Origin of the sequence: Ewingella americana ATCC 33852, assembly GCF_000735345.1 — a bacterium.
Lineage (GTDB): Bacteria > Pseudomonadota > Gammaproteobacteria > Enterobacterales > Enterobacteriaceae > Ewingella > Ewingella americana.
In genome coordinates, this window is sequence record NZ_JMPJ01000071.1 from 30,196 (window position 1) to 45,904 (window position 15,709).

The window sequence follows — 15,709 nt, forward strand, 5'->3', positions numbered from 1 at the left end:
CAGGGTAGGTAATAAAAAAGGCCAGCAATGCAGATTGCTGGCCTTTTTCATGGCATCAAGACGGGCTTACAAATCGCCCGGTGAGCGCGAGCTGTTGCTGGTCATCGAGTTGCCGCTGGAGGTAGTGAAAGTGGCATTACTGCCATTTTGCGCCCGACGCAGCGTCTCCATCCGCACTTGGAAAGGTGGGAATGGCAGGATGATGCCGTGCTCGTGGAAGCCAGCCAGAATCAGCTGGTGGATCTCATGGCGCAGTGGCATACGGTGGGCCATTTCCGCGGCATGCATACGCAGCTCGAAAATCTGAATCCCCTGTTGCAAATCAACCAGATAGACTTCTGGCGCTGGGTTATCCAGTACCAGCTGGCAGCGATGTGCGGCGTTGAGCAAGATCTCAGTAACTTCCGCGCTGTTGGCTTCTGCCGGTGCCGGAACGGTTAACACCACGCGGGTAACAGAGTCTGACAGCGACCAGTTGATAAACTGCTCGGTGATAAAGGCTTTGTTAGGCACGATGATCTCTTTACGGTCCCAGTCCGCGATGGTGGTCGCACGGGTATTGATCTTGGTGATGCTGCCCGTCAGGTTGCGGATGGTGACGGTATCGCCGATACGGATCGGCTTCTCAAACAAGATGATCAGGCCAGAGATGAAGTTGGCGAAGATCTCTTGTAGACCAAAGCCCAACCCCACACCCAGCGCGGCGATCAACCACTGGAGCTTGGCCCACTCGATCCCGAGCAGGGAGAAGGCGCTGACGCCACCGATGATCAGCAGCACGTACTTGGTGATGGTCAGGATGGCATAGCCAGTCCCCGGCGTGAGATCCAAGTGTTGCAGCAGCGCCAGCTCGAGCAGGGCCGGTAAGTTACGCACCAGCTGGGTGGTGATGATCAGCACCAGAATGGCGATCAGCACCGCGCCGAGGGTGATCGGCTGCATGCTTTCGACCCCTTGCACCACCGAGGAGACTTGCCACAGGTGGATGTTTTCAAGGAACGAGAATGCCGAATGAATTTCTGACCACAGGAAGATCACCAGCACAAAGGCAATCATGGTCAGGATCGAGCGCACCAGACGCAGTGACTGGGCGCTGATCGCATCCAGATCCACCTCAGGCTCTTCGATCTCAATCGCCCCTTCATTGCTCGACTGCTGCGACTCTTCTTCACCACGGGCGCGCTGACTGAGCATCTCAGCACGGCGCTGCTTGGCGCGCTCAAAGGCGATACGGCGGCGCTGGATAAGCATCCAACGGCGGATAATATGGTAAATCACCAGCAGCACGAACCAGATGGCGACTGAGGTTTCAAGCCTTGCTAGCAGCGCCTGCGCCGTTGTCAGATAACCCAGCAGAGAGAACAGGGCGGCAAGCAGCGGCGCGCCCAGCAGCAGCCACCACAGGGCATTGTTCACAGCGTTTTCGCCATTACCCTTCTTGTCCAGATAGAGCGGGATCCCGGCGCGTTTCAGGCTATGGGTCACCAGATACAGGGCCAGACAGAGCAGGACAAAGCACAGGCGGCCAAGGGTATTGGAAAACTCGCGGTCGTTAAGATTGGTGAAGGTTATCTGCGCCATGATCAGCGGCACGATGAGCCAGATGGACATCATGTAATAACGCATGGCTCGCGACACCGCGCGCTGCGACCAGCCAAAGTGAGTGATGAACAAGCCCTGCGGGTGCGCCAAAGCGGCACTGATCATAAAGGCCCACAGGATTGGCAGGGTGGCAGTTACGCCGTCGCCAATCGCCACCGCGATGGGGTAGGGCCAAGCGCTTTGCAGGCCAAAGCCCAGCGCCGCCCACAGCACCGGCAGCGGCAGGGCGACCAGAATCGACCAGAAGACGGTACGCAGCGTCAGGGAGAAGTGATCTTGGGTCACCTTACCCACGCGGCTGCTGGCGCGCTCAAGGAACGCGTAGTAGTGGCGGCGCGAGCTAATACTGACGATAACCAGAATCAGCGCGGCAAACAGGGGGATCAGCGTCTCGCGGCTGGTCACCATCATCATAAAGGCGCTGCTCAGCTGGGAGAGGGTATCCAGCGACAGCAGGCGGGTCAGGTCGTGCGCCAGTTGCAGCGGGTAAGCAAAGGTAATGGGGCTGACATCGGCGACCCAGAACAGATAGCGGTGCGCGGCTTCGTGGATATCATTCAGCGCTTCAACCAGCTGGCCGTTTGCCACTTTCAGCTTGGTCAGCTCAAGAATTTGTGAATCACAACCTGACAGCAGGGAGTTGAGCAGGTCACGCTGGGTGCGCAGCTGGGCATCCAGAATCTTCTGCTGGGCCGAGGTCAGCTTCGAGCCGTCATCCTGTAGCGCCTGACTGAAGCTGGACTGCTTGTCTAACAGGTCTTCGTAGTGCAGACGCTGGACGCGCAGCTCGGCCATATCGCGGTCAAGTTGCTGAGGTTTTGGCATTTCAGGCAGCTTGGCAACCTGCGCCCGCAGCGTTTCCCCCAGCAAATTGGATTGCCCAAGCCACTGGGCCTGTTCGCGAATGGTGCTGAGTGCCTGACGCACCTGTAGCGTCTGCGTCGCCGCCTGACGTTGCTGGGAAGAAATGAGGTCCATACGCTGAGCTTGCTGGTTGAGCGCCAGCGACAGCTCGCGGTTGGCCTGCAATTGCTTAGTGACGGAGGAAGGGAGCTCGCCGCTCTGCTCGGCCAGTTGTTCGGTTTTCTCTAGAGCCTGCTCGGCTTCGCGCTGGCGCTGGCTGTTAAGATTGTTGCGCAGGGTTTGCAGCTGCTGGTCGAGGCGGTCGTGGCGCTTTTTGTATAAATCAGCGCGCATTCTCGACAACTCTTGGCGGTTATTGGCCGAAAGCTGTGCCAGTTCCAACTCATCGACTTTGGCTTTGCGCGCCGCCGATTCGGCTTGTAGGGCGCTGAGCTGGGCCTGAGCCAGCGAAGAAGAGTTGCCGTCGCTGGTGGTCGATTGCAGGCGCTGCTCGATGTCCGCCAGCGCGTTGCGGGCTTCAGATTGCTGCTGGGGTATCTGGCTGAGTGAGTCGCTGATATCCCGCGAGCGGTCCTGCTCTTGGCGCAGCTGGCGCGCTTCTTCCAGCAGTTGGCTGCTGACCTGCAAAATCTGCTGATCGAGCTGTGCCGAGGTCATATCGCTGTCGACCGGCAGAGGAGTATCGCTTTGCGCCTGCAAATCTTGGCGCAGGCTCTGCGTCAGTTTTGGAAAGTCATCGATCACTTTCTGGTATTGGTTGGCGCGAACCGTGGAGGCTCGCGCTTCGCTCAACCAGTTAAGGGCATTTTGTAACGCTTCAACAACCTGCGCCTGATTAGCCATCTCCTTATTGGATTCGGCCTGCTTCAGATCTTGTTTGAGCTGATCTTCCGTCGGCGCTGCGCTAGACACTAGCGGCAGGGCCAGCAATAAACTCATCAGTAACGCAGGTATCAGGCGCACTCGATATTTCCTTTTAAAATGGGGCTGAGAACGGTGTTAGATCTCTTCCGGCGGCGTGGCTGGCTTGGTTACACCGGCCTGAGCCATGCCCGCTGGCTGAGCTTCTTCACTTTCTGCTACCACTTCTTTGGTCACTTCTTTTTCGACTACGGCTTCAACCACCACGTCGGCGACCGGCTCTGGCTGAGCTGCCGCTGGCAGACGCACGCCTTCGGCAAATGCGCCACCCATGCGGGTCACGGTGCCATTGCTGAGTTGCGGCATGAAGGTGATTTTGCCCGGAGCAAACAGGTTGATCACAGTTGAACCTAGCTTGAAGCGGCCCATCTCTTGGCCTTTTTCCAGCGTGATCGCGCCTTCTTCGCCCGCAGCCGGGTAGGTCCAGCGCTTGATGATGCCTTCACGCGGAGGCGTCACGCAGCCCGCCCAGACGGTTTCAATGCTGCCAACAATGGTCGCGCCGACCAAAATCTGCACCATTGGGCCGAATTCGGTATCAAACAGGCAAATCACGCGCTCGTTACGTGCAAACAAGTTTGGCACATTGGCGGCGGTGAGTGGGTTCACGGAGAACAGGTCGCCCGGCACGTAAATCATTTCACGCAGGGTGCCGTCGCACGGCATATGCACGCGGTGGTAGTCGCGCGGGGCCAGATAGATGGTGGCGAAGTGGCCATCTTTGAACTGCTCGGCCAGCTGGTAATTGCCTGCGAGCAGGGCTTCCAGAGAGTAGAAATGGCCTTTGGCTTGGAACAGTTTGCCGTCGGTGATGGCACCCAACTGGCTGACCGCGCCGTCGGCTGGCAGTGCCAGCATATCCAGACCGCTAACGACCGGGCGCGCGCCGTCACGCAGCGGGCGCACAAAGAATTCGTTGAAGGTTGCATAGGATTTGAGGTCCGGGTTCTGAGCTTCTTTCATGTCCACTTTGTAGAAACGTGCGAAGCCCTTGATAACCCAATGAGTCAGGGTTGCAGCGCGTTTTTCTGCGCCCCAGCCAGCAAGACGGGTCAGCCCTTGTTTAGGAAGTAAGTATTGAAGTTTGATTTTGATACTGTCCAGCACGGGGAACCTCTTGGGGTGTTGTCATCGCGCCGATTCATTCGGCACGCAAAAAAATATGCAGGTTGCTCAAGGTGAGCGGGGTCTGCCTGAGAGCCATTAGCCGCTAATCACGAAGATGCGGCAAAGTGCCGCATCAGGTAATGGCGATAGCATGTGTATTGATGCGACACGTTAATGGCGCGGATTGTAACTAGGGTAAATCATGTCTTCAACACGGCGAGAAGTCGCCAGACACGCAATTGGTTGTTAATTCAACCCATTACCCTTACAGCGCATCAAAGTTTTTACGCGTTTTTACGTCCGCCATGCTTTCCAGAATACGGTGATAGTTGTCGAAACGCTCTTCGGCAATTTCACCGTTGTCTACGGCTTCGCGAATGGCGCAGCCCGGATCGCTGCCGTGTTTGCAGTCGCGGAACTTACAGTGGCCGATATAAGGGCGGAATTCGACAAAGCCTTGAGTGATCTGCTCTGGGGCGAGGTGCCACAGACCAAATTCACGCACTCCAGGGGAGTCGATAACGTCGCCGCCTTTTTGGAAGTGGTAGAGCCGCGCTGCGGTGGTGGTGTGCTGGCCAAGCCCTGAGTTATCAGACACTTCGTTTACCAGAATCTGTTTCTCTTCTGGTGGAAGTAGCGCGTTGAGCAGGCTGGATTTACCCACGCCCGACTGACCGGCAAAGATGCTAATTCGGTCGGTCAGGGCGGTTTCGAAGGCTGGCATGCCTTCACCCGTTTGGCTCGACACCTCAAGCACGCGGTAGTTAATCCGGCGGTAGATATCCATCATGCTCTGAACAAATTTGCGACCTTCATCGTCGAGCAGGTCAATTTTGTTCAGCACAATCAATGGTTCAACATCCACCGTTTCACAGGCGACCAGATAACGGTCGATAATGTTTAACGACAGCTCCGGCAAAATCGCGGAGACAATAACAATCTGATCGATGTTGGCGGCAATAGGTTTTACGCCGTCGTAGAAATCAGGACGGGTCAGCACCGAGGTGCGTTCGTGAACGGCTTCGACGATGCCTTTAACACTGGTATTCTCGCCAGCGCGCCATACGACGCGGTCACCGGTTACCAGCGAACGAATGGTACGGCGGATGTTGCAGCGGTGTTGGCTGCCGTCGGCCGCTTCAACGTCCGCATGCATCCCGAAACGGCTGATCACCACGCCGTCTTGCGGTTCGCCATGCAGGGAGTCGTCCAGCTCTTTCCGTTTGTCGGTCTGATTCAGACGACGCTGGTGGTTAGTCTGTACGCGACGTTGTTGCCCTTTAGACAGTTTTGACTTAGTCACTGCGCCTCACTTGACTGGCTTTAATCGCTCGTTGCGACCAAAACGTCTATGATACCAGCTATTTTGTATTTATTAACCGTTGCTGGCCGGCGGTTACTCGAGGCGTCTCTCATAAACTTCTGATTGTTGGTGCAACAGCATCCGCATCAGGCAGGTAACAGGAAATAACATGGCAGGAAATGACAGCAACTTAATCTGGATCGATCTGGAAATGACCGGACTTGACCCTGAACGCGATCGCATCATTGAGATAGCCACGCTGGTCACTGACGCGAACCTGAACATTTTGGCCGAAGGCCCGGTCATGGCGGTTCACCAGTCAGATGCCCAACTGGCGCTGATGGATGAGTGGAATGTGCGTACCCACACCGGCAGCGGCTTGGTTGAGCGCGTGAAAGCCAGCACCTTTGATGACAACGCCGCGCAGTTGAAGACCATTGAATTCTTGCGCCAGTGGGTGCCAGAGGGTAAATCGCCAATTTGTGGTAACAGCGTGGCGCAGGACAGACGCTTCCTGTTCAAATACATGCCTGAGCTGGAATCTTACTTCCACTACCGCTATCTGGATGTCAGCACGCTGAAAGAGCTGGCGCGTCGCTGGAAGCCGGAGATCCTGAGCGGATTCAAAAAGCAAAATACCCATCAGGCGCTGGATGACATTCGTGAGTCAGTGGCTGAGTTAGCCTATTACCGCGAGCACTTTATCCAGAATTAAGATTTTCTGGCTCAGCGGCGCAAATTATTTTTACTTTCGGATTAACAGAGCATTGCGAGGGTATGGAGATAATATTGCGCCGTTTTGCCGATTAAATCGCCGGTTTGTTGGTTTAATCGGCACTTAAACAAAAAACGCGTTTTTTTGCTTTCAGGGGCTTGCGAGGGGAAGGATTTCTCGTATAATGCGCACCCCGTACCGATGAAGAATTTCGTTGAGTGCGCAGAGCGGGAATAGCTCAGTTGGTAGAGCACGACCTTGCCAAGGTCGGGGTCGCGAGTTCGAGTCTCGTTTCCCGCTCCAAATTTTAAGTTTCAGATTTATCGAGTAAAAGCACCACCATGCGACGCGGGAATAGCTCAGTTGGTAGAGCACGACCTTGCCAAGGTCGGGGTCGCGAGTTCGAGTCTCGTTTCCCGCTCCAAAAAGTTTCATCTCTCAGAAGTAACGCTGTGGTTTTCCAACAAACCAGTTAACAGCGCGATACGCCAAGTATCTCAATGCGGGAATAGCTCAGTTGGTAGAGCACGACCTTGCCAAGGTCGGGGTCGCGAGTTCGAGTCTCGTTTCCCGCTCCAAATTATCCACTTCATATCTAAGCCAGACACCACGCCACTTGCAGGCGCGTTACGTCATCACTTTACATCCTTTGTAGTAACTTCTTTAACAGACTTATCCACAGATTTCGTTTGGTTTTCGCACAGTGCGTTTTTCCATCGCTATTTCTTGTTAAAAAATAACTCTCTGATTTTTAACAAAATAAATATATGAGTAAACGTTATGGCGATCACTTGCTCTTTTTTTTGCACTTGATTGGCAAAGCATTTTTATTTTTATGCACAGCTAAAAACTTCACAATATTACAATTTAAATCCTGCCTTATGCGTCGCGCGGCAAGCCTTTTTCCACCGCCCGAATCAGACGTTTCTTCTGCGAAGATTGCACCTCAACTTGGTTTTCACTTCGCTTTTGCAGCTGCTGCGCGATAGCCCACTCAATGTGCTCATCCAGCAGGCTATTTTCCCCTTGGCGAGATTGCAGCGCCAAAAGCACATTTTCAGCATAGGGCGCGTTGCCCAGTGCCACAGAAATGTTGCGCAGCCAGCGCAGATGCCCAATACGCCGAATCGGCGAGCCTTCGGTGATGCGCAAAAACTTCTCTTCATTCCAGGCGAACAGGGCGACCAGCTCCGGGGCATGCAGCGCGGCCCGCGGGCTAAAGTCATCTTCATCGGTTAGCTGAGAGTAGCGATTCCACGGGCAAATCAGCTGGCAGTCATCACAGCCGTAGATGCGATTACCCATCAGGGGGCGAAATTCTTCTGGAATGGCACCTTCTAGCTCGATGGTGAGATAGGAAATACAGCGGCGGGCGTCCACAGTGTAGGGCGCGACAATCGCCTGCGTCGGGCAAATCGTCATGCAGGCCACGCAGCGCCCGCACTGCTCCTCCTGCGGCTTATCCACCGGCAGCGACAAATCAATCAGCAGTTCGCCCAGGAAGAACCACGACCCGGCTTCACGATTTAATATCAGTGAGTGCTTACCAACCCAGCCAAGTCCGGCTTTCTCCGCCAGCGGGCGCTCCATGATAGGAGCTGAATCGACAAAAGGCCGAAATGAAATTTGTGTGCCATGCTGATCCGAGCCATCAACTGCCGCTGAATCAGCATGTTCCGTGCAATAGTCTTGGATTTTTTCGCCCAGTTTCTTCAGGCGTTGGCGCAAAACCTTGTGATAGTCGCGGCCTAAGGCGTAGCGGCTGACATAGCCCAGCTCGGGGTTATTCAAAGTTTTGGCGAAGGCGGCTTTGGCAGGCAGATAGTTCATGCGCACGCTGATCACCCGCAGAGTGCCGGGCAAAAGCTCGTGCGGACGGGCGCGCAGCATGCCGTGGCGAGCCATCCAATCCATTTCACCGTGGTATTGTTTATCCAACCACGCTTGTAATTTCGGTTCTTCAGCCGATAAATCGGTATCGCAAATACCGACCTGCTGGAAGCCTAGAGATTGGCCCCATTGCTTGATAAGTTGGGCCAGCTGAATGAGATCGAGAGGGAGTGTCATGACTAACCAAAGTGAAAAACGTAACGCGGCGAGTTTACCACATTCTGTCTTTTCCGCGGACTGGCTGCGGCAGGCGGAGTCTCAGGCGGCGCAGGAAACCGGTATCTCTTTGTTTACGTTGATGCAACGCGCGGCGTCGGCGGCCTTTTCTCGCGCCCGCGCTGAGTTCCCTGCAGCGAAACACTGGCTGGTGCTGTGCGGGCAAGGCAACAACGGCGGGGATGGCTATGAGGTCGCCCGGCTTGCTAAGGCGGCGGGTTTACAAGTGACGCTGCTGGCGGTGGAGGGCAAAAAGCCGCTGCCTGAAGAAGCTCAGACGGCGCAACAAGGCTGGCAGAAGGCCGGTGGGAAAACCCTAAGTGCTGAAGCCAGTTGGCCGGAAGAGATTGATTTAATTATTGATGGTCTGCTGGGGACCGGGCTGTCGTCGGCCCCTCGCGCGCCTTATGACGCACTGATCGCCGCCATTAACCAGCACTCTGCGCCGGTGCTGGCGCTGGATATCCCCTCTGGCCTGAACGCCGCCACCGGAGCGGCAGAAGGGGAGACGGTGAATGCTAATGTGACGGTGAGCTTTATCGCCCTGAAGCCGGGCTTGCTGACCGGAAAGGCGCGGGACCATGTCGGCAAGCTGCACTGTGACGCCCTCGGGCTGGAAAGCTGGCTGGGCGGCCATCCGCCGGTAATGCAGCGCCTCGACGCTACCCAGTTGGCTGACTGGTTGCACCCTCGTCGCCCCTGTTCACACAAAGGCGATCACGGGCATTTGCTGGTGGTCGGTGGAGATACCGGCTTTGCCGGGGCGATAAGAATGGCCGCCGAGGCCGCACTGCGCGCAGGCGCGGGCATGGTGCGAGTACTCACTCACAAACAGCATCTTGGCCCTTTGCTCACCGCTCGCCCTGAGCTGATGGTGCAGGAACTAAACGAAAAATCTCTGGCCGAAGGTCTGGAATGGGCCGATGTGGTGGTGCTCGGGCCGGGGTTGGGGCAGAGAAGCTGGGGCAAAAATGCCTTCAAACAAGTGACGGAAAGCCAAAAAACCGCCTTGTTCGATGCCGATGCGCTTAACTTACTGGCAATCACACCGCAGAAACGGCAAAATCGCGTGTTGACGCCTCATCCCGGCGAAGCCAGCCGTTTGCTCGGATGTTCAGTGAAAGAGATTGAAAGTGACCGCTTACTTGCCGCGCGTAAATTGTCAGAACGCTATGGCGGCGTGGTGGTGCTGAAAGGCGCGGGCAGTTTGATTTCCCAAGACGGCGGGCCCTTGGCCTTGGCCGATGTCGGTAACGCGGGTATGGCGACCGGCGGGATGGGAGACGTGCTCTCCGGCATTATTGGCGGCCTGCTGGCGCAAAAACTTTCTCTGTATACCGCAACCTGCGCGGGCACCGTGGTTCACGGCGCCGCCGCCGACCAACTGGCTCTTTCGCAGGGAACGCGCGGTATGCTGGCGACAGATCTTTTAACGGTAATTGCCCCGTTAGTTAATCCTGACCTAAAAAAATAGATATTACCTAATGAATCAATTATTTATCTCTCTGCCGGACGAAGCGGCGACGCTTAAATTAGGGGCTTCTCTTGCCAAAGCGTGCAAGGGTTCCACGGTTATTCACCTGTTTGGTGATTTAGGTGCCGGAAAGACCACCTTTAGCCGAGGGTTCCTGCAAGCCCTTGGGCATCATGGAAATGTTAAAAGCCCAACCTATACTTTGGTTGAGCCTTATCAGCTTGAGCCGATTGCGGTATACCATTTTGACTTGTATCGTCTGGCGGACCCGGAAGAACTCGAGTTTATGGGGATCCGCGATTACTTCGCTCAAGACGCGATTTGTTTGGTCGAGTGGCCGCAGCAGGGCGCTGGCGTTTTACCCGCCCCGGACATTGAATTAACCCTTGAATATCAGGGTGATCAGCGAAAAGCCACGATTAACGCAGTATCTGATTTAGGTCTGAGTTTATTGCATCTGGTACAACAGCAAGGATGAGCACGCGATGACTCAGAGCCTCAAAACATTCTTCCTCAAGACAACGCTTTTTTTAGCGTCATTAGCGCTTTTCGCTACCGTTTCCCTCTCGCCAGCCTTGGCCGCTGGCATGAAAAACATCAATGTGTCCAATGGGGCAACCCAATCGACCATTACCATCACTTTCGACGGTAAGCCTGATTACGCTTTTTTCCCACTGCATAACCCAGAACGCGTGGTGATAGACGTTAAGCAAAGCGGTGTCATGAAAGGGCTGCCGCTCAACTTCAATGGTCAAAACTTGGTCAAGCGCGTGCGTTCGAGTAATGCGCAGGACGCCCAAAGCCAGCGTTTAGTATTTGAATTAACGCAAAAAGTCCGTACCAACGCCGTTACCCAGCAGAATCAGGTGGTATTCACCATGACGGCGGCGGGAACGCCAACCAAGCGCGCGGCGCCTATTGATACTGTGACCTCGGCGCCTTCGCCAAACAGAGCGCCACCTCCGGCTCCGGCGAACAATAATGGCTCTAATCCGTTCGACGGCAACAAGCTGACGGCAGTCACCAGCGGCCCGGCTTCTGATAACGCGCCGACCCCGCGCACGCGCGGTACCACCAGTGATAATCAGGTGATTGTGGCAATTGACGCCGGACACGGCGGTCAAGACCCCGGCGCTATCGGTAGCAATGGCTTGAAAGAGAAAAACGTCACTATTGCCATTGCGCGCAAGCTTGAAGCCAAACTCAACGCCGACCCGATGTTCAAACCGGCGATGACCCGCGATGGCGACTACTTCATCTCCGTAATGGGCCGTTCTGACGTGGCGCGTAAGAAAGGTGCCAACGTGCTGGTGTCGATTCACGCAGATGCCGCGCCGAACCGCAGCGCGACAGGTGCATCGGTTTGGGTGCTGTCTAACCGCCGCGCCAACAGTGAAATGGGTAACTGGCTGGAACAGCACGAGAAGCAGTCCGAGCTGTTAGGCGGCGCGGGCGATATGTTGGCGAACACGGCGGCAGATCCTTATTTAAGTCAGGCGGTACTGGATTTGCAGTTCGGCCATTCGCAACGCGTGGGTTATGACGTCGCGTCTAAAGTCTTGCTCCAACTGCGCCACGTCGGCAAGTTGCACAAAGCCAAGCCCGAGCACGCCAGCCTTGGCGTATTGCGCTCGCCGGATATTCCTTCTCTGCTGGTAGAAACCGGCTTTATCAGTAATGCGAATGAGGAGCGGCTGCTTGGAAGCAGCGCGTATCAGGACAAAATTGCTCAGGCCATCTATTCCGGCCTGCGTAATTACTTCCTGTCGCATCCGTTGCAATCCGGCCCAAAGGTCGAAAACCGACCGTTGCTGGCCTCAGCAACGGCGGTTGATTCAGGCAATACGGCGGCTAACAGTTCGATGAGCCAACCGGGTCCGGTTGAAGCCACGGCGGCTTCTGCTGGAGCGACGCAGATTCATCAGGTTAAACGCGGCGAAACCTTAACTGGCATAGCCAATCGCTACGGCACCACGCCGAAAGCCTTGAGTGACCTGAATAAGCTGAAGAAAGACGGTGTGTGGGTCGGGCAGCGACTGAAAGTGCCTGCGGGTACCAAGGCGGTTTCGCCAAACAGCACCAAAACTGCCGCCGTAAAGAAAAAAGCGGCAAAGCATAAAGTGACTCGCGGCGATACGTTATCCGCTATAGCATCCAAGTACGGTGTCAGCATGAATGACATCAAAACCGCGAATCACATGAAGTCCGGCGAAGTCCAACTTGGCCAAACATTAACTATTCCGCAGTCATAACCCCGGCCATGTGTCACGGGTTGTAACGTCGCTTACAGGAGCTGCCATGCCGATTCAGGTTCTGCCGCCGCAGTTAGCTAACCAGATTGCGGCTGGTGAGGTTGTTGAAAGACCGGCTTCGGTAGTGAAAGAACTTGTCGAAAACAGTCTGGACGCTGGCGCGACCCGCATCGATATCGATATCGATCGCGGCGGTGCCAAGCTCATTCGTATTCGCGACAACGGCTGCGGCATTGGTAAAGATGAGCTGGCGCTGGCATTGGCGCGCCACGCCACCAGTAAAATCAGCTGCTTGGATGACCTCGAAGCCATCATCAGTTTGGGTTTTCGTGGTGAAGCGCTGGCCAGTATCAGCTCGGTATCGCGGCTGATGCTCACGTCACGCACCGCGGCGCAGCCAGAAGCGTGGCAAGCCTACGCCGAAGGGCGCGATATGGCGGTCACGGTGAAACCTGCCGCGCACCCTCAAGGCTCGACGGTCGAAGTGCTCGACCTGTTTTACAACACACCCGCCCGACGCAAGTTCATGCGCACGGAAAAAACCGAATTCACCCATATTGATGAAGTGGTGCGCCGCATCGCGCTGGCGCGTTTCGACGTCGCCATTAATCTGAGCCACAACGGCAAGCTGATTCGTCAATATCGCGCCGTGAATGATCCGGCGCAATCTTCACGCCGTCTGGCAAGTATCTGCTCGCAGACCTTCGTCCAACACGCGCTGGAAGTGAAATGGGAGCACGGCGACTTAGGCATTCGCGGCTGGGTTGCTGACCCAGCGGGCTCTCGCAGCCTGACCGACATGCAATACTGCTATGTGAATAATCGCATGATGAAGGATCGCCTGATAAACCACGCGATCCGCCAAGCGTATCAGGATCAGCTGAAAGACGATCAGCAGCCAGCCTACGTGCTCTATCTGGATGTCGATCCGCATCAGGTGGATGTCAACGTTCACCCCGCCAAGCATGAAGTGCGTTTCCACCAGTCGCGTCTGGTGCATGACTTCATCTATCAGGCGGTGATGACGGTGTTGCAGCAGGCGGCCAAGCCAGAATTAGTCGCCCAGCCAAAAGTAGATGATGACGGCGTGGAAGAAGAACTGCCGCGCTGGCAGCCGGAGAACCGGCAGGCGGCGGGGGGCAATCACTTCTCTCAGCCAGCCGCCAAGCGTGATAGTTCGCCAAAAGCGCCTCGGGAGAATGTGTTCCCGGCCACATCGCGAGTCAGCCAGCCGGGCGAGCCGCAGTTTAAAGAAGACAAACCGGCTTACAGCACGCCGCAGGGCGAGGTTTATCAGCGTTTGCTGCAAACCACGGCACAAGCCTTGCACGCCAACGAACCTGCACCGGTGACTCAGCCTAAGGCTTCACACAATCAGCCCGCCGAGCCTGCGCTTGAGTCGCATAGCCAAAGCTTTGGCCGCGTGTTGACCGTCTGCGCGCCGCAATATGCTTTGCTCGAACGCGGTAAGCAGCTGGTGCTGCTGTCGCTGCCGGTTGCTGAGCGCTGGTTGAAGAGGGCGCAGCTGACGCCAACGGAAGAGGGTTTACGCCCGCAGCCATTGCTTATCCCGTTGAAGCTGCAAATAAATAAAGAAGAGAGCGCCACCGTTGCTCGCCATCAGGCGCTTCTTCAGAAATTCGGCATAGAGATGGTGGTGGATCATCAGCGTGTGACCTTGCGCGCGGTACCTTTACCTTTACGCCAACAAAATTTACAAAAGTTGATACCTGACCTGTTAGGCTACCTTGCTGTTCAGCAGGAGGCGACTTCTGATGCGGTAGCCATGTGGTTTGCCCGCCATATTGGTAGCGATCATGAAGTCTGGACCATTGCTCAGGCCATACAATTACTTACGGACGTCGAGCGACTTTGCCCGCAATTGGTGAAATCTCCTCCGTCCGGTCTCTTGCAACCTGTTGATTTACAGCCCGCCCTGGCGGCTTTTAAGCATGACTGACTTGAATATACATTCTGCACCCCCAGCTATCTTTATTATGGGGCCAACGGCTTCTGGCAAAACCGCGCTCGCGATGTCTTTGCTCGAGCACCTTCCCGTCGAACTTATCAGCGTGGATTCCGCACTGATTTACCGGGGGATGGATGTTGGCACCGCGAAACCGACGGCTGAAGAACTGAGTCACGCGCCGCATCGATTAATCGATATTCTCGACCCGAGCGAAGCCTATTCTGCTGCTGACTTTCGCGCAGACGCTTTACGCGAAATGGCCGAGATCACCGCGCGTAACAAAATTCCGCTGTTAGTGGGCGGGACCATGATGTATTTCAAAGCATTATTGGAGGGTTTATCGCCATTACCTCCGGCTGATGCTGACGTTCGCCAGCGCATCGAAGCGCAGGCGGCGGAGTCAGGTTGGGAGTCTTTGCATGCGCAGTTACGCGAGATAGATCCGGTGGCTGCTTTGCGAATTCATCCGAATGATCCACAGAGACTGTCCAGAGCACTGGAAGTTTTTTTTATTTCGGGTAAAACTTTAACCGAACTGACTAAAATTTCGGGTGAAACGCTGCCGTATCACGTGCATCAATTTGCGATTGCCCCAACGCGTCGCGAACTGTTACATGAACGTATTGAACAGCGCTTTAGTCAGATGCTATTGAATGGTTTTGAAGACGAAGTCAGAACGCTGAAAGCTCGTGGCGATTTGCATACGGATTTGCCTTCCATTCGTTGTGTGGGTTACCGCCAGATGTGGTCATATCTTTCTGGTGAAACCGACTACGATGAAATGGTTTATCGTGGTGTTTGCGCGACACGACAGCTAGCCAAACGTCAGATGACTTGGTTGCGTGGCTGGGAGGGGGTTGAATGGCTGGACACAGAAAAGCCAGACGAAGCCTTAAGCCGTGTAATTCAGGTTGTTAGTGCATAGGTTGGGTGATTGTGTACAATTGATTAGTACTCAGCGCGCAAATTTTTGATGTGTTTTATTTTCGAGCCGATAGGCTCAAAGTTACGAACAACAAACTAATAAGGAAAAGATAGAATGGCTAAGGGGCAATCTTTGCAAGATCCGTTCCTGAACGCATTGCGTCGTGAACGTGTTCCGGTTTCTATTTATTTGGTGAATGGTATTAAGCTGCAAGGCCAGATTGAGTCTTTTGATCAGTTTGTCATTCTGTTAAAGAACACGGTAAGCCAGATGGTGTACAAACACGCTATCTCCACCGTGGTGCCTTCCCGCCCGGTTTCTCACCATAGTAATAACCCAAGCAGTGGTGGCGGCAGTAATTATCACCAAGGTAGTACTTCTTCTGCGCCGCAACAGCCGCAGCAGGACAGCGATGACGCTGAATAAGGCGCAAAGCTGGTTGACCACGAAGGGGCTCATAAGTCTTCCGAT

General features: G+C 55.1%; 11 protein-coding genes and 3 tRNA genes. 10 read left to right on the forward strand and 4 right to left on the reverse strand.

From position 1 onward, the window contains the following. Positions 1–66: 66 nt before the first annotated feature. The 3 genes from mscM to rsgA all read right to left on the reverse strand — a co-directional run bounded on the left by mscM (position 67) and on the right by rsgA (position 5,797). Positions 67–3,429 (reverse strand): miniconductance mechanosensitive channel MscM, encoded by a 3,363-nt coding sequence (mscM, locus tag GEAM_RS19845; protein ID WP_034795133.1) that lies wholly within the window; start codon positions 3,427–3,429, stop codon positions 67–69. 36 nt (positions 3,430–3,465) lie between these two features. Continuing rightward, positions 3,466–4,494, reverse strand: coding sequence for an archaetidylserine decarboxylase (gene asd / locus GEAM_RS19850; RefSeq protein WP_072009934.1), 1,029 nt, complete (start codon positions 4,492–4,494; stop codon positions 3,466–3,468). A 265-nt stretch (positions 4,495–4,759) separates the two neighbouring features. Then, complete coding sequence (rsgA, locus tag GEAM_RS19855; RefSeq protein WP_034795135.1) at positions 4,760–5,797, reverse strand: small ribosomal subunit biogenesis GTPase RsgA; 1,038 nt, start codon at positions 5,795–5,797, stop codon at positions 4,760–4,762. 169 nt (positions 5,798–5,966) lie between these two features. On the opposite strand from rsgA, the gene orn reads away from it, so the two are divergent. The 4 genes from orn (at position 5,967) to GEAM_RS19875 (ending at position 7,090) form a co-directional block, all read left to right on the forward strand. After that, on the forward strand, positions 5,967–6,512 hold the full coding sequence (orn, locus tag GEAM_RS19860; protein ID WP_034795138.1) for an oligoribonuclease: 546 nt from the start codon (positions 5,967–5,969) through the stop codon (positions 6,510–6,512). Positions 6,513–6,739: 227 nt separating this feature from the next. Next, positions 6,740–6,815, forward strand: a tRNA-Gly gene (locus tag GEAM_RS19865). 45 nt (positions 6,816–6,860) lie between these two features. Further along, a tRNA-Gly gene (locus GEAM_RS19870) sits at positions 6,861–6,936 on the forward strand. Positions 6,937–7,014: 78 nt separating this feature from the next. Continuing rightward, positions 7,015–7,090: transfer RNA gene (locus GEAM_RS19875), tRNA-Gly, on the forward strand. A 301-nt stretch (positions 7,091–7,391) separates the two neighbouring features. On the opposite strand, the gene queG is transcribed toward GEAM_RS19875, so the two are convergent. Next, entirely contained in the window at positions 7,392–8,579 is a 1,188-nt protein-coding gene (gene queG / locus GEAM_RS19880) for a tRNA epoxyqueuosine(34) reductase QueG (RefSeq protein WP_034795141.1), read from the reverse strand. On the opposite strand from queG, the gene nnr reads away from it, so the two are divergent. The 6 genes from nnr (at position 8,578) to hfq (ending at position 15,664) form a co-directional block, all read left to right on the forward strand. Continuing rightward, positions 8,578–10,092, forward strand: coding sequence for a bifunctional ADP-dependent NAD(P)H-hydrate dehydratase/NAD(P)H-hydrate epimerase (gene nnr / locus GEAM_RS19885; RefSeq protein ID WP_034795144.1), 1,515 nt, complete (start codon positions 8,578–8,580; stop codon positions 10,090–10,092). The two genes, queG and nnr, sit on opposite strands and share 2 nt — an antisense overlap. A gap of 10 nt (positions 10,093–10,102) precedes the next feature. Beyond that, positions 10,103–10,570: a tRNA (adenosine(37)-N6)-threonylcarbamoyltransferase complex ATPase subunit type 1 TsaE gene (gene tsaE / locus GEAM_RS19890; RefSeq protein ID WP_034795147.1), complete on the forward strand. Its 468-nt coding sequence runs from the start codon at positions 10,103–10,105 to the stop codon at positions 10,568–10,570. 7 nt (positions 10,571–10,577) lie between these two features. Beyond that, positions 10,578–12,344 (forward strand): N-acetylmuramoyl-L-alanine amidase AmiB, encoded by a 1,767-nt coding sequence (amiB, locus tag GEAM_RS19895; RefSeq protein WP_034795150.1) that lies wholly within the window; start codon positions 10,578–10,580, stop codon positions 12,342–12,344. Positions 12,345–12,390: 46 nt separating this feature from the next. Beyond that, complete coding sequence (gene mutL / locus GEAM_RS19900) at positions 12,391–14,304, forward strand: DNA mismatch repair endonuclease MutL (protein WP_034795153.1); 1,914 nt, start codon at positions 12,391–12,393, stop codon at positions 14,302–14,304. Further along, positions 14,297–15,238, forward strand: a complete 942-nt coding sequence (gene miaA, locus GEAM_RS19905; protein ID WP_034795155.1) for a tRNA (adenosine(37)-N6)-dimethylallyltransferase MiaA — start codon at positions 14,297–14,299, stop codon at positions 15,236–15,238. Before mutL ends, miaA begins: the two co-directional genes overlap by 8 nt. A 114-nt stretch (positions 15,239–15,352) precedes the next feature. Next, entirely contained in the window at positions 15,353–15,664 is a 312-nt protein-coding gene (hfq, locus tag GEAM_RS19910) for an RNA chaperone Hfq (protein ID WP_034795158.1), read from the forward strand. Positions 15,665–15,709: the final 45 nt, after the last annotated feature.